19 protein-coding genes are annotated in these 19563 nt (G+C 57.9%); 6 read left to right on the plus strand and 13 right to left on the minus strand.

From position 1 onward, the window contains the following. Positions 1 to 2: 2 nt before the first annotated feature. Positions 3 to 878, minus strand: coding sequence for a presqualene diphosphate synthase HpnD (hpnD, locus tag ABDK74_RS01945; RefSeq protein ID WP_346002482.1), 876 nt, complete (start codon positions 876 to 878; stop codon positions 3 to 5). A 136-nt stretch (positions 879 to 1014) separates the two neighbouring features. Between hpnD and ABDK74_RS01950 the strand changes: the two genes are divergently transcribed. Further along, on the plus strand, positions 1015 to 1488 hold the full coding sequence (locus ABDK74_RS01950; RefSeq protein WP_346002483.1) for a cupin domain-containing protein: 474 nt from the start codon (positions 1015 to 1017) through the stop codon (positions 1486 to 1488). Between the two features lie 80 nt (positions 1489 to 1568). After that, complete coding sequence (locus ABDK74_RS01955) at positions 1569 to 2738, plus strand: pyridoxal phosphate-dependent aminotransferase (protein WP_346002484.1); 1170 nt, start codon at positions 1569 to 1571, stop codon at positions 2736 to 2738. A 29-nt stretch (positions 2739 to 2767) separates the two neighbouring features. On the opposite strand, the gene hpnC is transcribed toward ABDK74_RS01955, so the two are convergent. From hpnC to hpnA, 3 genes are read right to left on the minus strand one after another with little or no spacing between them, the layout of a single operon-like run. Continuing rightward, entirely contained in the window at positions 2768 to 3631 is an 864-nt protein-coding gene (gene hpnC, locus ABDK74_RS01960) for a squalene synthase HpnC (protein WP_346002485.1), read from the minus strand. Continuing rightward, positions 3628 to 4770, minus strand: a complete 1143-nt coding sequence (locus ABDK74_RS01965) for a glycosyltransferase (RefSeq protein WP_346002486.1) — start codon at positions 4768 to 4770, stop codon at positions 3628 to 3630. Before ABDK74_RS01965 ends, hpnC begins: the two co-directional genes overlap by 4 nt. After that, entirely contained in the window at positions 4770 to 5765 is a 996-nt protein-coding gene (hpnA, locus tag ABDK74_RS01970; protein WP_346002487.1) for a hopanoid-associated sugar epimerase, read from the minus strand. The genes ABDK74_RS01965 and hpnA overlap by 1 nt, the downstream gene beginning before the upstream one ends. 134 nt (positions 5766 to 5899) lie before the next feature. Here hpnA and ABDK74_RS01975 point away from each other — a divergent pair, with 134 nt between their 5' ends. Together ABDK74_RS01975 and ABDK74_RS01980 are read left to right on the plus strand one after the other, a co-directional pair. Next, positions 5900 to 7051 (plus strand): HpnL family protein, encoded by a 1152-nt coding sequence (locus ABDK74_RS01975; RefSeq protein ID WP_408874452.1) that lies wholly within the window; start codon positions 5900 to 5902, stop codon positions 7049 to 7051. Continuing rightward, positions 7048 to 7929: a prephenate dehydrogenase/arogenate dehydrogenase family protein gene (locus ABDK74_RS01980; protein WP_346002489.1), complete on the plus strand. Its 882-nt coding sequence runs from the start codon at positions 7048 to 7050 to the stop codon at positions 7927 to 7929. Before ABDK74_RS01975 ends, ABDK74_RS01980 begins: the two co-directional genes overlap by 4 nt. Positions 7930 to 7987: 58 nt before the next feature. On the opposite strand, the gene pyk is transcribed toward ABDK74_RS01980, so the two are convergent. The 4 genes from pyk to ABDK74_RS02000 all read right to left on the minus strand — a co-directional run bounded on the left by pyk (position 7988) and on the right by ABDK74_RS02000 (position 11591). Continuing rightward, a complete protein-coding gene (gene pyk / locus ABDK74_RS01985) occupies positions 7988 to 9418 on the minus strand; it encodes a pyruvate kinase (protein WP_346002490.1) in 1431 nt (476 codons plus the stop codon). A gap of 25 nt (positions 9419 to 9443) precedes the next feature. Beyond that, positions 9444 to 10361 carry an SH3 domain-containing protein gene (locus ABDK74_RS01990; protein ID WP_346002491.1) on the minus strand — a complete coding sequence of 306 codons (918 nt, stop codon included), beginning with the start codon at positions 10359 to 10361 and terminating at the stop codon, positions 9444 to 9446. Between the two features lie 85 nt (positions 10362 to 10446). Next, positions 10447 to 10824: a hypothetical protein gene (locus ABDK74_RS01995; RefSeq protein ID WP_346002492.1), complete on the minus strand. Its 378-nt coding sequence runs from the start codon at positions 10822 to 10824 to the stop codon at positions 10447 to 10449. Further along, complete coding sequence (locus tag ABDK74_RS02000; protein ID WP_346002493.1) at positions 10821 to 11591, minus strand: HesA/MoeB/ThiF family protein; 771 nt, start codon at positions 11589 to 11591, stop codon at positions 10821 to 10823. The genes ABDK74_RS01995 and ABDK74_RS02000 overlap by 4 nt, the downstream gene beginning before the upstream one ends. 103 nt (positions 11592 to 11694) lie before the next feature. On the opposite strand from ABDK74_RS02000, the gene ABDK74_RS02005 reads away from it, so the two are divergent. Further along, complete coding sequence (locus tag ABDK74_RS02005; protein ID WP_194255926.1) at positions 11695 to 12216, plus strand: DUF2939 domain-containing protein; 522 nt, start codon at positions 11695 to 11697, stop codon at positions 12214 to 12216. Between the two features lie 4 nt (positions 12217 to 12220). Here the strand turns inward: ABDK74_RS02005 and ABDK74_RS02010 are convergent, their stop codons facing one another. Further along, complete coding sequence (locus ABDK74_RS02010; protein ID WP_194255927.1) at positions 12221 to 12445, minus strand: DUF3126 family protein; 225 nt, start codon at positions 12443 to 12445, stop codon at positions 12221 to 12223. A 189-nt stretch (positions 12446 to 12634) separates the two neighbouring features. Between ABDK74_RS02010 and ABDK74_RS02015 the strand changes: the two genes are divergently transcribed. After that, the gene (locus ABDK74_RS02015) at positions 12635 to 13234 is read left to right on the plus strand and encodes a hypothetical protein (protein WP_194255945.1); all 600 of its coding nucleotides are present in this window, start codon (positions 12635 to 12637) and stop codon (positions 13232 to 13234) included. Positions 13235 to 13278: 44 nt separating this feature from the next. Here ABDK74_RS02015 and ABDK74_RS02020 read toward each other — a convergent pair whose 3' ends face one another. From ABDK74_RS02020 to ABDK74_RS02035, 4 genes are read right to left on the minus strand one after another with little or no spacing between them, the layout of a single operon-like run. Further along, positions 13279 to 13977, minus strand: a complete 699-nt coding sequence (locus ABDK74_RS02020) for a pyridoxine 5'-phosphate synthase (RefSeq protein WP_346002494.1) — start codon at positions 13975 to 13977, stop codon at positions 13279 to 13281. Next, the gene (gene pdxA / locus ABDK74_RS02025) at positions 13974 to 14978 is read right to left on the minus strand and encodes a 4-hydroxythreonine-4-phosphate dehydrogenase PdxA (RefSeq protein ID WP_408874491.1); all 1005 of its coding nucleotides are present in this window, start codon (positions 14976 to 14978) and stop codon (positions 13974 to 13976) included. Before pdxA ends, ABDK74_RS02020 begins: the two co-directional genes overlap by 4 nt. A 2-nt stretch (positions 14979 to 14980) precedes the next feature. Further along, positions 14981 to 16405: a M20/M25/M40 family metallo-hydrolase gene (locus ABDK74_RS02030; RefSeq protein ID WP_346002496.1), complete on the minus strand. Its 1425-nt coding sequence runs from the start codon at positions 16403 to 16405 to the stop codon at positions 14981 to 14983. Between the two features lie 59 nt (positions 16406 to 16464). Beyond that, positions 16465 to 19560: a glycosyltransferase gene (locus tag ABDK74_RS02035; RefSeq protein ID WP_346002497.1), complete on the minus strand. Its 3096-nt coding sequence runs from the start codon at positions 19558 to 19560 to the stop codon at positions 16465 to 16467. Positions 19561 to 19563: the final 3 nt, after the last annotated feature.

Consider the following 19563-nt stretch of genomic DNA (forward strand, 5'->3'; position numbering starts at 1 on the left):
GGTTACTTCACATACGCTGCGAGAGTACGAAGCTGTCTCAAAGGTTTGGAGACTTTCGGGGCGATATCGGGCGTTTTCCAGCCACGCTTTTGCAAGGCTGACAGGATGGGCGCGTAAGATGCGGCCATCATGCGTGCCGGGCGCATCGCGGTGCTGTCGCACAATTGCATGGCCTTCCGCGCTTCCCGGAAATGGTCCCGTGCACGCTGGGCGAGGATGCGCCCCACCTGATCCAGACCGTGAGCGTAGAGCGCTTCCTGTGGATTTTTCGGAACGTCAAAGCGGGTCAGGAGCTCAGATGGAAGATAAAGCCGGTCGCGGCCTGCATCTTCGGCGATATCACGCAGGATATTGGTAAGCTGAAGCGCACGTCCCAGATGATAGGCAACGCGCCGGGCGTTGTCGGACGAATCTCCGAATACACATACCGACAGGCGTCCGACAGCAGACGCCACACGATCGCAGTACAGATCCAGCGTCGCCTCGTCCGGTGCCACGATCGGTGCTCCACAATCCATGGCCATGCCGTCAATAACGTCGTGGAAGTCCTGAGGCTGAAGCTGGTAACGATGGATGGCCACGATCAGAACCCGGTCGAGCGCATCCGTCGCGATCCCTTCATAGAGGCCATCGACGCGACGATGCCAGTCTTCAAGGGCAGCCATCGGGTCTGCAACGCCTGCATCGCCATCGGCTATGTCGTCCACCTGGCGGCAGAATGCATAGACCGCGAACATCGCCTGACGGCGGTCCGCCGGAAGGATACGCATTCCACGGGCAAAGGACGTTCCCGAAGCGGTAACGATCCTTTCGACATGATCCAGATCGGCCTGCGCGCAGGGAAGACCTGAAGAAGCGCGCATCCTGCTGAAAACCATGTCTGTCCCCTGTCTCGTTTCAGAAGATCAGGGTTCTAGCCCCAAATCCCTGTGAGACAAAGACGACCTGAACCGAAAGGACGGCCCTGTGTTAATATGATGCCAAAAGGCAACACCTGAAAAGGAGTCTTCCGTCATGCGCCTTCTCTCTTTGAAAAACCCCACCTTTCTTGCCGCAGTGCTGGTCGCCCCTCTCGCTTCTGCCCAGATCGCCCTTGCCCAAACCGCCCCGGCTCCGACGGCCAGCGGACATGCCGAGCATCTCCTTGCGGATGATCACTCCTGGAATGGCACGCCCTACGATCATTATCCGACGACGCGACCGATGCTCAGCATGATTAAGCTGACCATTCCTGCGCATTCTGCCCTTCCGTGGCATGTTCATCCATATCCGAATGCGGGTTATGTGCTGGAAGGAACGCTCACGATCGAGGATCGGCAGAGCGGCAAAAAGCGGACGTTTCATCAGGGTGAAGCTTTTGCGGAGTCGGTCAATGATGTCCATCGTGGCGTAACGGGCGACGGACAGACTGTTCTTTTGCTGACCTATGCCGGCTCTCCCGGAAAGCCGACATCCGTTCCCCTTCCCGGCCAGCAAAAAGAATACTGAAAATATCTTCGGGCATGCTTTGACAGGAAAAACGTTTCGGAACTAATATGTTCCGGCCCTAGTCTGGAGTATGGCCCACAATGACCAGTCCTCTCTCTTCCGCCGCCCGCAGCGACCTTCTTGCCCGGGGATATTCCCGGCGCAGCTTCGGGCGCATTGCCACGCTTCTGGCCGCAGGTGCGACCGTAAAAGCCCTGACAGGCTCCGCCCGCGCGGACATTCTTCCGTCCGGGGTCAATTTTGAAGGTGTGACCCGTCTTGGCAGCAATGAATGCTGGACGGGTCCCTTCCCGGAAGCTGCGCAGGCCGGCGCCTCCTCGGTTTTTCAGAGCAACCGCTACGATCCGACCGGTCACATGCGCGATGATCTCATCAAGGCGGCTTCCGATGTCGAAGGGATTCCCCAGACTCATGTCATGACGTGGTGTGGCTCGTCCGACCCCCTCGCGCGCGCTATCGTCACGTTCTGCTCGCCTACCCGTGGGCTTGTGACGGCTGATCCCAGTTATGAAGCTGGGTGGGTTGCTGCGGAATGGCTGAAAATTCCTCTGGCTCGCGTCCCCCTGACGGCGAAGAACGGATACAAGACGGATGTTCGGGCCATGCTGGCTGCTGACCCCGACGCGGGCGTCTATTATATCTGTTCCCCCAACAATCCGACGGGCACGCTGACGCCGCTGCGCGATATCGCGTGGTTGGTCGAGAACAAGCCCAAAGGTTCGGTTGTGCTGGTGGATGAGGCTTACATCCATTTCTCGAATGCGCCGAGTGCTGTGGAACTGGTGGCGAAGAACAAGGACGTCGTTGTTCTCAGGACGTTCTCGAAGATGTTTGCCATGGCGGGGATGCGTCTTGGTCTGACATTTGCAAGGCCCGATCTTCATGAGAGCATGATGCGTTATGATGGCAGAAGCGCCACCTCGATGCTTCCGGTCCCGGCCATGGCCTGTGGCACGATGAGCCTCACCATGAAGCCCGCCATCGCAGCCCGCAAGGCGGAGATGATTGCGGCCCGCGACATGACGTTCCAGCATCTGCGCAAGCGCGGCATTCATTTCATTCCGTCCGATGCGAACATGTTCATCATTGACTGGAAGAAGCCGGCAAAGCCCATTCAGGATGCCTTCCTGAAGCAGCACGTCCTGATCGGGCGCTCATGGCCCATCTGGCCAAATGCTTCGCGGATTACGGTCGGCTCCATGGATGAAATGAAGACTTTCTGTACCGCGCTGGACCAGATTTACACCTGATCTGGTCCAGATACCCCTGCCGTTGCGGTTCAGCCGACGGCAGGGAAATAGCGCAGCGCCCGGAACAAAGCTTTTGCTCCGTCTGCTTTCGTCAGGGCGACGCGTTCCAGGAGGGGGTCCTGACGACGCAGGCGTGCGGTCAGGATGTGGCACAATTCCACAATGACACCAGCCTCCAGCCGCATCCGACGGTCACGGACGAGAAGCGGTAAGATCCTGGCGTTTCTGTTAAGGGCATCCACCCCGTCCAGCATCCGGTTGAACACGCGACGGACGCCCGGCTTGCTGCGGACCAGACGCAGGTCATCCAGACAGACGCCTTCTTCTTCCAGCCACGGCAGCGGGACATAGCACCGGTCCAGATCCTTCAGATCGCCCGCAACGTCCTGCAGGTGATTGATGACCTGAAGTGCGGAACAGAGCGCATCTGATGGCGCGAGCGTTTCTTCGGCCTCACCATGCAGCAAAAGCAGAAAACGCCCTACAGGATTGGCGGAATATTTGCAGTAATGCAGCAGTTCGTCCCAGCTTTCGTAGCGGTTCTTTTCGGCATCCATACAGAAGGCTTCGAGAAGATCCGTTGCCGTTTCCAGCGGGACGCCCGTCTGGAGCAGGACGTCGCGAAGTTTGACCGCCGTCTGTGCGTCGGCGCGCTGAGGAGCTGTGATTTCACCCCGGATAACGGCTGACATGCCCTTAAGGCGCGCAATTTTTTCAGCAGGCGTCAGTTCGGTTGTGTCCACCATGTCGTCCGCGACACGCGCGAAATTATAATAGGTGTGAACGTAAGGCCGCAGACGTGGGGCTATCAGAAATGAACCAACGGGAAAATTCTCGTCGGATTTACCTTTGGCGGAGGTGACGTCTTTCGTCCCCCAGATGCTGTCTGTCACGATGTTTCATCCGTGTAGGAACGATTTTTCCACTGTACGCCAACGCCACGATGATGGTCGATGGCCGAGCCGATGGTTGCTGCCATGTAGAAGGCCGCAACAAGTGGAAGGGGAATGGCACGCCATAACGGCAGGCCGAAGCGGCGCAGTGTGGGTACGAATGTCAGGCACGACACGAGATAGGTCAGAAGCCCGATCCGCCGTTCCCTTCCCGTGCCAAACAGTGTCAGTCCAACTGGAAGCAGCCAGATCATGGCCATTCCCAGGATCGTCGCGATCAGAAGGAGCGGCGAGTACCGGAGTTGCACATAGGCCGTGCGGGCAATCATGTGCCAGACATCCTTCACGCCGCGATATGGCCTGATGGACCATGCCAGCGCACTGTGTCCCAGATAGAGCCGCCCTCCGGATCGTTTGACATGAGCGGCCAGAGTGCAGTCATCGATCAGCGCACCGCGCAGTGCCTTGATACCGCCGATCCGCTCCAGAGCCCGGCGGCGCAGGAGAATGGTTCCTCCCGCTGCCCCGGCAATGCGGGAACGTTCGTTGGCGATCCGGGAAAATGGATAGAGCATGGCAAAGAAATAGACGAACGCCGGAACCAGAAAGCGCTCTGCACTGCTCTCGCAGTTCAGTGCCACCATTTCCGAAACAAGATCCAGATCGTCTTCCCGCGCCTTGGCAACCAGAGAGGCAAGGTGCACCGGCGCGTGCATGATATCAGCATCGGTCAGAAGGACGTATCCATAAGGGCCGATCCGTGTCAGCGCTTCCTGTTCTCCCTGATGGACGGCCCAGAGCTTGCCACTCCATCCCGCTGGACGTTTGGCGCCCGTGATGACCGTCAGGCGTTCATGCGGATCAGGCAGGGCGCGGGCAATATCGCCTGTTCCGTCCGTACTCTCGTCGTCGATCAGGATAACGGACAGCTTGCCGTCATAGTCCTGCTCCAGCAAAGACGTCAGACAAGCTCCGATGGACTCGGCTTCGTCACGCGCGGGGACGACAACGGCAACATCGGGCGCTGAATCCGGGGCGGATTTCTTGCCCAGAATGGGGCCTTTCTGCCAGAAATTCCCATGAAACAGCGAAAGATAGATCCAGGCTCCCAGACTGGTCAGTGCGGTTCCGAACAGCATTATTTCATCCGTCCATGCTGACGGAACCAGACGATCGCGTCTGTCACGGCATCGCGGGCCGGGCGTGGAGTGTATCCGAGTTCTTTCCTGGCCTTGTCTGATGAGAAGAACATCAGCTTCTTGGACATGGCCAGTGTTTCACGCGTAACCCGAGGTTCAATGCCGAACCCGCGTGCCAGCCATTCGGACACGAGTGCTACGGGGTAGAGCCAGGATTGCTTGAGCTTGATCCCCGGCGGCTTCACCCCGGCAATCTGGCTCACCATGCGGAAAAGATCCCCCAGCATGATGTTCTCGCCGCCAAGGATGTATTTCTCGCCGATCTTGCCTCGCTCCAGAGCCAGAGCATGTCCTTCAGCGACGTCATCCACATGTACAATGTTCAGGCCGGTCTCGACATAGGCCGGCATGTTCCCGCTGGCACAGTCGAGAACCATCTGCCCTGTCGGTGTTGGCTTGATATCCCGGGGGCCAACGGGAGTGGAAGGATTGACGATGATCGCGGGCAGGTTTTTTTCGCGGATCAGCTGCAGAACTTCCTGTTCCGCACGATATTTCGAGAGCTTGTAGATCCCGATGACCTGACTTTCTGTCACCGGAGTGTTCTCGTCAGCTGATTCACCGTTTTTGCACAGGCCGAGTGCTGCAACCGAGGAGCAGTAGATGATTTTTTCCACCCCTGCTTCCAGAGCGGCCAGCATCAGGTTGCGTGTGCCCTCCACATTGGCCTTCATCATGGTTTCCGGATCCGGAACCCAGAGTCGGTAATCGGCAGCGACGTGAAAAAGGGTTTTGACGTTTTTCAGGGCCGGGGCGAGCGTGTCCGCATCGGCGAGATCTCCGACAACGATCTCCGCGTCAAGCTCAGCAATATTTGAACGGTCGGATGTCGGGCGGACGAAAAGTCTCAGGCGGTGTCCGCGTTCTTCAAGGACGCGGGCGACGGCAGAGCCGACAAACCCGGTAGCCCCCGTCACGAGTGTGACATCGTTCATGGTGGCAGTGTCTCCTTGGGTCATCAGCAGATGGTTGCAATTTATGACAGCATAATCCTCCCGGCTTTTCGGGGAAAGCGTCTGCGAGGGTGGAATATTAACGATACCTGCGATAGATCGTGTGCAAACGGCATGTGACGAAGACGTTGAAAAAAACTCTCCCTGTTCTCCTTTCCCTTCTCGGGGTGGCCCTGTTCACCTTCATTGCGGCCAGAGCCGGTATCCATCCTGTCATGGAAGCGCTCGCAAAGGTCGGGCTTGGGGGCTTCCTGCTCCTTGCAGCCTGTCAGCTTGTAGTGGATGTGGGCCTCGGGATTGCCTGGCATGCGGCGGTTCCCATGCTTAGCGTCAAACGCCTGATGGGCGCGCGCCTCGTTCGGGACAGCGCGGGAGCCTGCCTCCCCTTCTCCCAGCTTGGCGGAATGGTCATTGGCGTGCGCGCGACAATGGCAGGTGTGGACCCCAAGACCGAACAGGGTGAAGAACTGCACTGGCCTGAAGCTGTCGCAGCCAATCTTGTAGATATCACGACAGAAGTTCTGGGGCAGATTGCTTTTGTGCTGATCGCCCTGCTCTGCCTTATCGGCCATCACGACGCCGCCAGATTTGTCTGGCCGCTCATTGGCGGAATGGCGTTGCTCAGCCTCGGAATCGCCGGGTTCATCTGGACCCAGCAACGCGGTGGCGCGACGGTTCGCAAGGTGGCGACATTTCTAGGGCGCCATATCGCTGCGGAATGGCGTGACTCGCTGATTGGAAATACCGAGGCTTTTCAGTCCCGTCTGGAGGGCCTCTGGAGCCGCCCGGACCGTATTTCTCTGGGCGCGCTTTGCCATCTGATATGTTGGATGGGCAGTGCTGCCATGACGTGGCTGGGGCTTCAGCTTCTTGGTGCGCATGTCGGGTTTTTCTCGTCTGTCGCCATTGAAGGGGTAGTCTGCGGCATTATGTCGGCAGGCTTTCTCGTTCCAGGTGCGCTGGGAGTTCAGGAAGTAGCCTATGTCGCACTGGGCATGGTTTTCGGCGTTGATGCGGAAGTATCCCTTAGTCTTTCGCTTCTGCGGCGCGGACGGGATATTCTGATTGGTATTCCTGTGCTTCTCATCTGGCAGGTCGTTGAGATGCGGCGCCTTCGTTATGAGCGCTCCACACCAGCGTCCCGTCGCAAGAAAGTCATTACACCAGCTGTGACGGCCCTTGCGGGCAATATCAAGAATGAGGGGGCGTCTCGGGATGGAAAGACATCCGAAGACACGTCCTTCGTCGTGGCGCCACGCGTCTTATGACACCGCTTTTCAGGTCTCTTTGTATTGTAGGGCCGGGGCTGATTGGGTCTTCCGTTCTTCGGAGAGCCAAAGAAATAAACTCAATTGCCGGTACGCTGATCGCAGCGGATTCGAATCCTCGTGTTCTTGAAAGGGTTCGTGAACTGGGGATTGCGGATGTCACGACATCTGACCCCGCCGTTATTGCGCAGGCAGAGTGTGTCATGGTCTGCGTCCCGGTTGGGGCAGTAGAAAACGTCGCACGACAGATACTGCCACATATGAATCCCGGTAGTATTCTCACGGATGTGGCTTCGGTACGGGGACAGCTCGGGCCAACGATTCACGCGATCCTGCCCGCAGGTGTGTCCTATATTCCCGGCCATCCTATGGCGGGAACGGAGCATTCCGGACCGGACGCCGGTTTTTCAACCTTGTTTGAAGACCGATGGGCGCTGCTTGTGCCACCAGATGGAGCTGATCCGGGATCTATCGCCAGAATCGAAGCGTTGTGGAACCTGTGTGGTGCCCGGACGAAAATCCTGTCCGACGAGCAGCATGACCAGATCTGTGCCATGGTAAGCCATCTGCCGCACCTGCTGGCCTTCACGATCTGTGATACAGCCGATAATCTGTCGGACGAAATTCGCGCGGCTGTGCTGGATTATGCTGCATCGGGATTTCGTGATTTTACGCGGATCGCGGCGTCAGATCCGGTTATGTGGCGGGATATTTTCCTCGCCAATCGTGAGGCGTTGCTTGGCACTCTCGACAGGTTTGTCGCCGATACGCAGGCCATGGCAGATGCGATCCGTAATGGCGACGAAGCGACTATAACCAGCAAGATCGAACGTGGACGCGCAATCCGCAGAACCCTGATTGAAAACCGTCAGGCCTGAGATTTTTTACGATGTATGAACCTGCTGCCGGGTTATGCCCTGGCAGCAGGTTGTTTTTTCAGGCCGTGACAACACGCAGTGTATTCGTGCTGCCGGAATGGCCATAAGGCAGCCCAGCCAACACCAGTACCCGGTCTCCTGCCCTGCAGAAGTTCATGCTGCGCGCGAGTTCGGCAGCAGGACCGGCCAGATCCTCAATGCCATGAGCCGTCTGTTCGCGATCCACGACATGCGGGAATGTCCCCCACACGATGCAGAGACGACGTGCAACGTCCAGTTCAGGTGTGAGGGCAATGATCGGACAATGCGGCCGCTCACGCGCCATCCGCATTGCGCCGCCGCCACCGCGTGTGTGGGACGCAATCACACCGGCATGAAGCGTACGGCTGACCTGCCAGGCTGCCTGAACGATCGCGCATTGAACCGTCTCGTCTGGTACTGGACGCAGACGATCCATGCGGATACGCCATTCGTGATCCTGTTCAACGCGCTCGGCGATGCGCACCATCATCGATACGGCTTCAAGCGGGTATTTTCCAGCGGCGCTTTCCGCAGACAGCATGACCGCGTCTGCACCGTCATAGACGGCATTGGACACGTCAGAGACCTCGGCCCGTGTCGGGGTCGGGCTTTCGATCATGCTTTCGAGCATCTGTGTTGCCACGATCACCGGGCGGCACTGTTTGCGCGCTTCGGCAATCGCACGCTTCTGTGCAACCGGAACTTCCTCCGGCGGAAGTTCGACACCCAGATCACCACGCGCCACCATGATCGCATCGGAAAGACGAACGATCGCCTCCAGATTTTCCATCGCCTGAGGCTTTTCGAGCTTGGTGACGATCGCTGCGCGGCCATCTGCAATATCGCGGGCTTCCTGAACATCTTCCGGGCGCTGAACAAAGGAAAGGGCCACGAAATCGACACCAAGTGACAGGGCGAAGTCGAAGTCGCGACGGTCTTTTTCGGTCAGTGCCGGAATGGGGAGCGTCACATCGGGGACGTTGACGCCCTTGCGTTCGGACAGCTTGCCGCCGATCACCACGACCGTTTCCAGAAAGCCTTCTCCAACCGTCACGACACGCAGCTTGAGCTTGCCGTCGTCCAGGAGGAGGTGACTTCCCGGTTTTGCAGCGGAGATAATTTCCGGATGCGGAAGGCAAACCCGTAAGATCGTGCCCGGCGCACGGTCAAGGTCGAGACGAAACGGTTTGCCTTCCTCCAGGACCACCGGACCGTTTTCAAACACACCTACGCGCAGTTTGGGACCCTGAAGATCCGCAAGGATCGCCAGCGGATGGCCGACCTTCTCTTCGGCGGCGCGGATGGCAGCATGACGCTCGCCATGATCTTCATGGGCGCCGTGGGAGAAATTGAGCCGGAAGACATTCACACCGGCCTGCGCCAGAGAAAGGATCGTCTCGGGGGAGGATGAAGCCGGCCCCAGTGTAGCGACGATCCGCGTGCGGCGGTGATGGGAACTCGATGTCATATACGGCGTCCTCGATCGGAAAAAATCAGTTTGGTTGAATCGTCTCGCCCGGGAGCAGGCCCCAGAAAAGACGGCGTGGCAGCCAGCCGTCGTAGCCCTTCACGCTAACATGGCACCATTGGGAGTTCTGCGGGCACAGCTTGATGTTACCCACCGTTCCCTGCTCCAGAACCGCGACCACGGTGCTATCTTCTTCCGGATGGCTCATGAGAAGCACATCATTTTTATGTGCCCTCGCCTCGTCCTGTGTGGCGACACGGGCAAGGATCCGGGCATCGGCCTTGCCGATATGGTCGCCTTCCTGCGCGCTCGCCTCTCCTGTCTGGGCTTTCACACCTTCGGGAGGCAGGCCCGGAATAACGAATGTCCGGCTTCCATACAGCGTTGCCTGATGCACCCAGCCCTTCTGGCCGTCGGAGTCTTCCACGAGACGCCAGACATCGAATTCACGTTCGATCTGCACCGGAAGTCCGCGTCGATGATAGACCCAGTCGATCGGATAACGGTCTCCGGGGCCGCGGCGCATATAAACCTTGTCAGCCCGCAATGCGGCGTAACGTGGTAGGGGCAGACCGGTATTGCTGCCCTTGTCCGTGTTCTCGGGTGCGGGAGGAACTGCTGGCGCCTCCGGCTGACCCGGGGTGGCCCCAGCTGAAGCCGCCGCCCCCGCAATGGCTGCCCCGGCAACCACGGGAGCCGTATGCTTCAGGGCGGCGTGATGGGGCGCCTTGTGTCGCGGTGCCGACTTTGTTGCGTCGGTCTTGTGGTGTTTTTTCGCAGACGCGTGTTTGTCCGCAGGCTTCGCGGAAGCCTCTGCATGCTTCTTGTGATGATGGGCCGCCTGTGCGCCGGGAGCAGCGAACAGGATCGTACTGGCCAGAAGTGCACGCAGAAAAGCGGACGAGCCTGAGGCGGAACGCGGAAGGAAGACTGACATTCTCATGAGCGCATCCCTGCCAAGGGCCGACGGTTTGGGCAAGTCATCAAAACGGGTAAAGACATCCTGAACCCATATCTTTAAGCAAAACTTACAATGCAAGGACCGGATTGTCTCCCGCCAGTTCGAGAAAGCTGACAATTCCTTTCACAGCCACTCCCTCCAGAAGGTCTTCCGAAACCAGTCCTGTCATCGTCAGACCGGTTTCGCAGGCCATGACGGTTGCGCCAAAGCCCAGAACCGCGTCCCGAAGCTCGTCAAATCCTGTGATGCCCTGAGCCTCAAGCTCACTATCCATCACGGCACCCTGAAGCTTCTGCCAATCCGGCGTCAAAGCCAGAACGCTGCGTCCACCGGCAAAGATCGTAACGTCACGCCCAAGCGAAAGCGCTCCTGCCGCGACAACCATTGCGTAATGGGCGCGCTGCCAGGAGTCATCCGCTAGCGTCAGAAACATATGACGGCTCATGGTCTGACTGCTTCCTCATGATGTGCCTGACAACGGGGATCACGTCTGAGTGTAAAACCGCTCATCGTGCCGGACAGTGCATCCCACATGCTTACCCGCGTTTCGTCGCGCCCTTCGAGACCGATGATTTCACGCATGACCTCGACAGCCATCAGGCTTCCCATAACGCCTGTAGCGGCACCCAGCACACCGAACATTCCACAGTCAGGCGCCTCTGTCTGTTCGGCTTCGGGGAACAGACACCGATAACAGGGACCGCCCTTCTGCGGACGGAAAACGGCGAGTTGGCCGGAAAACCCCTGTACAGCCCCGGAAACCAGAGAGCGCCCGTGTCGAACGCAGGCGTCGGAAACGGTAAGCCGGGTCGGAAAATTATCGGTCCCGTCACAGACGAGATCATAGTGCGGGACAAGATCGTCCAGCGTCGTCTCTGTCGCACGAACCGCATAGGGACTGATTTTGATCAGCGGATTGAGCGCCTTCAGAAGTCGGGCAGCCGCTTCGACCTTGAACAGTCCGATATCGTCCGTACCATATAGAACCTGCCGCTGGAGGTTGCTGAGTTCCAGTCGGTCATGATCCATGATCCCGATATGCCCAACACCTGAAGCCGCCAGCTGCTGAAGTAGCGGCGCACCGAGACCACCTGCTCCGATCACGAGCACGGCAGCCTGTCGAAGTTGCGCCTGCCCGGTTGCGCCTACCTGCGGCAGCAGAATGTGGCGGGAATACCGTTCCAGTTCTTGGTCAGAAAAAATCATGTCCATTGTATGATGATAATTGCTGACTTTCGCTCTTGAAAGACGTTAGCGTGATTATCGTCCGTCACCGTGGGGATTACACCATCGGAACCCGAGGCAGGGGAATGTCATGAGAAAAGGATTTCGCAGAGCCATGCCTCGTGCGTGGCAGGGTCTGGGCGTTACGGCCGGCGCCGTTCTGGCCGCCTATGCTGTTTCTCCCTATCTCGCTTTGTGGGATATCGACCGGGCTTTGCACGGCAACAACGCGTCGCGTCTGGCCCCCCACGTGGACTGGTCATCGCTGAGCCATTGCCTGAAGGAACAGTTCTCACCAGCCGTTCCTGCTGATGATGACCTCCCCGGTTTTGGCAGTTCCTTTGCCGGACAGGTCGTGTCCAACGCGATCGACACCCATCTGACGCCTGCGACGCTGATGAGCACAGCCCATCAGGTGATGCCGCATGGCGCATCGACGTCAGGCTGGCTTGGGGCGTGGTATGCCGTGCATGCGCACTTTGTAAGCCCCGGAAAATTTGAGGCCAGTCTGGATCAGCCGGGGCAGACACCTTTCGTCCTGCACATGAAATTCGAGCACTGGGGCTGGAAGATCACGCGATTCGAGATGCCTGCTCCGGCGCACGCGGCCTGAAAACTCAGGCCGGCGGGAGGTCTTCTTCCAGAACCGTGATGTGAATGGCGTAAGAAACCTCGCCTTCGTCGTCATCGCGGTGAACCGTTCCGATAACTTCTCCTGACACGGCGAGTTCAACGCTCATGCCTTTGCGGCTGGGTTTGTTGACGGTCAGTTTCGAACAGCCCAGCAGGCGCTGGAGGGTGGTCTGGAGGCGTGTCACCTCGGATAGGGTCATATCGGACATTGGTGGCATTCCTGTGCTGCAAGAGAACTGCCCTGTAACCCATCGGCAGGCACAAAGGAACCCGCCTCCTCTATCCCCATCAGGGATGCTGTTGTAGAAACCGGGCACTTCACATGTGATTGTGACCTGTTCGTCATGAAAACGTCCAGGGCCCGCAGTCTGCTCCCCCTTACGCGCAAAGGAGACATGATGCGCCCGGTTTTCCTCCGAATGATCGTTGCCCTGACTTCCACCGCCGCTCTTTCGGGATGTGGATATTTTGATTCCCGGAACGCCCACAAGGCGCAGTACGAAATGATCGGGATGACCAGCTACGATCTTCAGTCCTGCGCGGGTATTCCGGCCAGCACAAAGAAACTGAACGATACGACCGAACTCTGGCAGTATGATGGAACCATGGCGCTGCCGACCATGCCCGCTGATTCCGGCTTTATTCCCGTCCAGTCTGCAATCAGCATCTACCAATCTGCTCTGGGCGGCGGCGGGACGACCTGTCGGATGCTGGTACGTGTGGACCATGACCGGGTTTCGGAAGTCCATTATACCGGCAATGACGATGAATATATCGGAACAGACGGTATCTGCTCCATCATCACGCGAGGCTGTGCCCGTCAGCGTGAATCGACGATGCGTCGTGTGAATGCCGGTCCGTTCGGACCTGTATCGGCTTTTCATCCGCCGCGCACCCCGCCCCAGAGCGGTACGGCTACCTATTCCGACCAGTCCGGAAAATACGTCCCCAAGTTCAGCAAGGATGACACCCAGCCGGTTATCCAGCCGGTCAAGTGAGTTTGAAAAAAAACCGGGACAACCTTTGTCCCGGTTTTTTTCGTTCAGGAATTTATAAGACGCTTCATTTTCTGCACGGCTGGTCCCAGTCCGTTGAAAATGGCCTGCCCGATCAGGAAGTGGCCGATATTGAGTTCGGCAAGGCCTTTCAGGGCGGCAATCGCTTCGACGTTATCGTAGGTCAGCCCATGACCGGCATGAAGTTCCAGCCCGCAGGCTAAAGCCGTGTGTGCGGCCTGATGCAGACGCTCCAGTTCGTGCGCGCCCCCCAAAGCATAGGCTCCTGTATGAAGCTCCACGACGGGGGCTCCCAAGGCTGCCGCCGTCTCGATCTGTCGTGTATCGGGGTCGATGAACAGGGAGACCCGTATTCCTGCATCTTTCAGGCGATCGATTTTGGAACTCAGGGCTTCACGCTGTCCAACGACATCAAGCCCGCCCTCGGTAGTGACTTCCTGCCGTTTTTCCGGGACCAGGCAACACGCATGGGGGTGAAGTTCACAGGCGATGCCGACCATTTCGTCTGTTGCGGCCATCTCGAAGTTCAGAGGCGCGGAAAGCGCTTTCAGACGCGGCATGTCGGCGTCTCGGATGTGGCGACGGTCCTCCCGCAAATGGGCCGTGATTCCGTTCGCTCCTGAAGCAATGGCCAGTTCCGCCGCGGCGACCGGATCGGGAAATGCACCACCTCTGGCATTCCGCAACGTAGCGACGTGGTCGATGTTCACACCAAGACGGATCATGATCTTTTTCCTTCCCGATAAGCGCTCATACCGTCTGCCAGACGGATGGCGGCCAGAAGACTTGAGACGTCGGCGCGACACGTCTCCGTCACGGGGCCTGCGATATCGAAGGCCGTGCCATGATCGGGCGATGTGCGGATAATGGGCAGCCCCAGCGTCACATTCACGCCCTCAGCCATATCGAGCGTCTTGAGCGGGATGAGGGCCTGATCGTGGTACATGCAAATGGCGACATCATAATTTGGCCGGGCCGTGGCGCTGAACATCGTATCCGGAGGAAATGGTCCCTGACAGTCGATCCCCTGTGCGCGCAGGCGCTCGATTGCAGGGCGGATGATCGTGATTTCCTCTTCACCCATCAATCCCTGCTCACCGGCATGAGGGTTAAGGCCCGCAATCGCCAGGCGCGGCGTTTCAATCCCGAAATCGCGTTTCAGGGCCGCGTTTGCCGTTTGCGCCACGTTCACGATGCGATCGGCCGTCAGCGTTTCCAGCGCCTTTTGCAGCGAAACGTGAACCGTTACCGGCACGACCCTGAGTTGGGGTGAGACGAGCATCATGATCTCCTCCCCTGCCATTCCACAGAGTGCTGCCAGAAACTCCGTATGCCCCGGATACGGAAAACCTGCCGCCGCCAGAATATGTTTGGCAATCGGGTTGGTGACGACGCCGCCAGCCCGGCCTGCAAGCGCGTATTCAACGGCCAGACGGATGCTGCTGATCGTAGCCGCGGCATTGCGTGGATCGGGCTGCCCCGGGATCACGTCTGCCTCACACAGGACTGGCAGGACGGGCAGGCTGTTGGTGAAAACCGCGCCTGCTTCTTCCGGCGTCTCGATCAGAGTGACAGGCACTGCCGCCTCAGCCAGACGTGGATCGCCCAACCAGAAAAATGCCCCCTCCTCCGAATGCCGCAGCCTGCGCCATGCTTCCGCCGCAAGCTGCGGGCCGATACCCGCAGGATCTCCAAGCGTCAGCGCCAGTGGTCTGGAGGAAGGCATCATCAGCCTGCTTCAGCGAGAGCTGCGAGCACCCGAACCCAGGAGCGAATTCCTTTGTGGAAGGAGTCCAGCCCGTATTGTTCGTTCGGAGAATGGATCCGATCGTCATTCTGGGCAAAGCCGATCATGAGCGCATCCAGCCCCAGAGCATCCCGGACTTCTCCAGCCACGGGAATGGAGCCACCCGATCCGACCATGGCGGCCGGAACGCCCCACTCATCGCTCAGGGCCTGAAGCGCCGGTGTCAGGAAACGGCTGTCACGGGAAACCTCGAAGCCCGGAGAGCCACCATGCGCCGTAAAGGTCACACGGGCGTCTGCTGGCAGGGCTGCACGAATATGTGCGCGAAATGCTTCGCGGATGCGATCCGGGTTCTGCCCCGGAACCAGACGGAACGAGACTTTGGCCATGGCTTTGGCGGGCAGTACGGTCTTGAAACCCTCGCCTTCATAGCCCCCCGAAATCCCGTTGATTTCGCAACTCGGACGGCACCATGTCTGTTCAATCGCGCTGTAGTTTTTTTCGCCAGCAGCAACCGACAGACCTGCTTCGTCCAGCAGGGAGCTATCGTCGGGAAAGAGTCTGCTCCACTGCGCGCGTGTTGCGGGGGCCGGATCCTGAATACCGTCATAGAACCCTGCAAGCGTCACCCCGCCATCCGCGTTCCGCAATGTGGCCAGAGCCTGACACAGAACGGCAATCGGGTTGGCCGCTGCATTGCCGTACAGGCCGGAATGAAGGTCATGGCTGGCGCACTGGATGACCACTTCATCAGCCATCATGCCACGGAGCGATGTTGTGATACCCGGTGTTTTGCGGTCGGCCATGGACGTGTCGCAGACGAGGGCGACGTCCGCTTTCAATTCGGTGGCGTTTTCCTTGAGGAAAGGGAGCAGGTTTGCACCGCCACATTCTTCCTCACCTTCCAGGAGCACGCTGACACGGACTGGCAGCGAACCCGTGACCTGCTTCCATGCTCTGCACGCTTCGAGGAAGGTCATGACCTGCCCCTTGTCATCGCTTGCGCCACGGGCAACGATTACCTTGCGGCCCGAAGGTTCATCGACCAGGCGAGGCTCGAAGGGAGGCGCCGTCCAGAGCGATTCCGGATCTGTCGGCTGAACATCGTAGTGGCCATAGAACAGCACATGTGGACGACTGTCATCGTCGGCTGAGCCCTGATCATGCCCGACAACCATCGGATGACCGGGGGCTGCCCAGTGAACGTCGCGAACGTCTGCCGTCATACCCAGCTTTTCGAGTTCGCGCTGCATCCAACTAGCGGCTTTGCGGCAATCGGCAGCATGTGTGGGTTGAGTGGAAATGCTCGGAATACGCAGGATCTCGAAAAGACGTGATACCGACGCCTCCAGATGGGTGTCGACATTCTGGAGAACAGCATCAAGTTTCTCGGAATAGGCAGTCATCTTGTGTTCCATGTTCAGGCTGATTGATTTTCCCGGAGCGGTGCGGACGGACCGCTTCTTCAGGAGGTGGTGGTCAGGCGGCGCGGCTGCAACCGGATCGGCGCAGGAGCGAAGGCCGTTTGTGGTTCATGATTTTTATGCGGCCGCAGTGTTACGGTCGAAGCTGTCAGAGGGGTGTCTCCTGCGGCAACGGAAAGAACGTCCTTCAAGTCATCATAAAAGGTCGAATGGATCGCGTCCTCCTCCATTCTGGCCTGTGCCTGTCGGCTGATCGTGTTCCACAGGTCTCTGTCTGTATATAATCGTATCACGGCCTGAACGAATTTTTCGGGATCACAAAATCCCCCTGACAGGCAGGTCTTTCCGTCTTCCAGCCCCAGGGTGTGGCAGACGGTCTCCGAGAGGACTGCCGGCAGTCCCGCGGCGGCGGCGTCCAGAATTTCGCGCGGGGCTGATGTCAGGACTCGGGCTGGTTCTACAAGAATACGCCGGGATCTGTAGAGGGTGGCCAGATCGCTGCTTTCCGTAAAGGCTTCCAGTCGGCGATACCTTGTATAGGCAGACAGATCGATCAGATCAGATCGGTAGCCTGCCAGCAGAACTGTCGCTTCAGGCGGAAGGTCCCGGTCCAGCTTTGAGAGAACATCATGAATGAAAAAATGCAGGCCATCATGAACTGCATCACCGCTGGCATGAACAGGAAGAGCCAGAAGAATGCCTGAACGTTCTTCAAAGGACGGGGAGAGTGTCGAAGGAATTGGAGGAGATCCGATAATACGGATATTCGTCAGACCTAGAGTTTCAAGATCCGCTTTTTCTTCTTCGTTTCCGACTACGAGAGCCTGTGTCAACCAAGCCTGATCTGTATCGAGTTCCAGATCATCGAGAAACAGTTCATGGTTGTTGACGGTCCCAACGCGCCTGCGAAGATGGGACTCTCTGGCAGGGCTTGCATGCATATCCACCACCATTCCAAGTTTTGGCAATGACTGGGAATGGTGTTGTAAAATCAGTGCGACCTGCTGAAGTGTTTGCGTTCCACCGATCCAGACAGTGTCGAAGCACTCCGCCCGATCTTTTAGAAAACCTGGCAGTTCGGACAGATCGCAGTCATCCATCAGTTCGATGTCCGGGGGGAAGTCCAGCGCTGTGGCGACACAGTCATGAAGCGTGCCGTCCAGTGGGAAAACAGTCACCTGATATCCGAGCTGGCTCAGGCCAATCATCATATCCCGATGACGCAGGTAGGTGGTTCCCAGTATGGTATGAGGCAGTTGCTGGCACAGGAACAGTATTCCTGATGTTCCGACTGTAGAGCGGGCTCGCATGATTCTGCTTCCAGGCAACATCTGTCGGGAGAGCAATCCTGCAAAACGACGTTTCAGCCAGGCTTCGTTGCGAGCCCGCAGATCTGGCGCAATTGCCGGTTCAGAAGCTGATCTGTCGATCACGTCCGGGTCGTAAAGGATTTTACCGCCTGCCTGACGCAGGGAAAGGCAGATCGCCAGCATTTCCGCTTCCGGACCGATGCACTCCAATGTCAGCCGATTATGCTCCCGCAAAGCAGAGCATCGGCAAAATAGGAGGCCGCCGGTGAAACCATCCACCCATCGTCGGAATGCGATCTCAGGTTCGTTAGCTCGCATGCCATTTCCGAAAGGCGTAAAACTCGCGTTTCTCCAGACGATGCTTCCTGCTTCCCGGACTTTGCCGTCCAGTCCCAGAGACTGTCCGCCGACCGCCCAGACCTGCGGATCCGCAAAGGCTTCAAGGGCAATCTTCAAAGAGCCGGGAAAGGGTTGGGTCCCGGCGGAAAGCAGCAGGACGATCTCGGCCCGTCCCAGTTCGAGCCCAAGTCCCAACTGTTCCGCGTGCGTGGTACGGTAGGGTGGGCGAATGATATGAATGCCGCGAACGAATCTCTCGATTTCCGAGGTTTCGTCCGTTGAGCCTGCATCAATCAGAATAACCTGCAGACTACGGTCATTATTTGCATGAAGCGCTGCAAGAGTAGAAAGCGTTTCCTGAAACTGGTTCGAAACAGGCAGGATAACGGTCATATCAGGCGCTGTTACAGGTTGAAAATTCAGAGGCGCGCGAACCAGTGACGGAATAAGCGTCTGGGCCCGCTGAAGATCCAGTAGTTGGCACTGCTCTTCTGACGCTTCTACAGTTTTATCCTGAACAGGACTGCCCTGTGACTGAATCCAGAGCGCAAAGGGGTCGGGAATATTGGGCTGACGCAACATGCGTTGCATCCCGCTTTGCCTCAGGAAGTCTGCGAGATCGACATCCGCCTGGGGCTGGCGTTTTTCTGAGATACCAAACCGGATGAAGTGTTCGTAGCCGTTGCGGAAGCGTCCCTGCTCCACGACTGCGCCGACATCAGGATATTGTGCAACATAGAAAGCTTCGCTGAACCAAGGATTGGGATCGTAAGCTGTCGGATTGCCATTGGTCAGGTAATGATGAAGCGGGCTTTGGTACCTGTTGTTTTTCAGGTCTTCGACCACGTCAGGGTAACGGTCCAGATACCATTTGGGATCAAAATACCATGAACTCCGTCGGCGGCCGGCAGATGAAAATCTGATGAACTGGAAGAAGTCTCCCATGCTGAAATCATAATGTTGCCGCTCGGCCATACTGGCTGCGCGGAAAACTTCAGGATCAAAAAAAGCGTGAGATTTGCGGTGTTCCTGATCGCCTATCGCAAGGTAATGGTCATAACCATTACAAAAGCCCTGTGCTGTGAGAACATGAGGGCTCAGGTCAGGGTTGCAGCTGAAATAATTTTCTTCGGAAAACAGCCAGTGGGGCGAGCGGCTCCGAAAACCGCTTTCGCAGTAATGAAGAAAGCCGCTATCAAAAATCCCCAGACGGATCCCTTCCCGAACATCCGGGTTCTGACGGAGATACCACTCTTCGTCGAAGAAGCGGTTGGGAGAAAGCCCCACTCTGGCTCCACGGGTTTTCCAGTGACGCTCCAGACCCTCGTCACTCAGATCAAGTTCGGATGCGTTCTCTTCTTCTCGGGCTTCCTGCCGAAGCCGCTGTCCGTAGCGCGTACGATACCATTCTGCGTCAAATGCAGCCCATAAAGGTGGTCGGTCACCTGCAAAAGCCGGGGATTCAAGAATATGATCTTTCGTTGACACCGA

It is taken from the genome of Gluconobacter sp. OJB (assembly GCF_039638275.1).
GTDB lineage: Bacteria > Pseudomonadota > Alphaproteobacteria > Acetobacterales > Acetobacteraceae > Gluconobacter > Gluconobacter cerevisiae.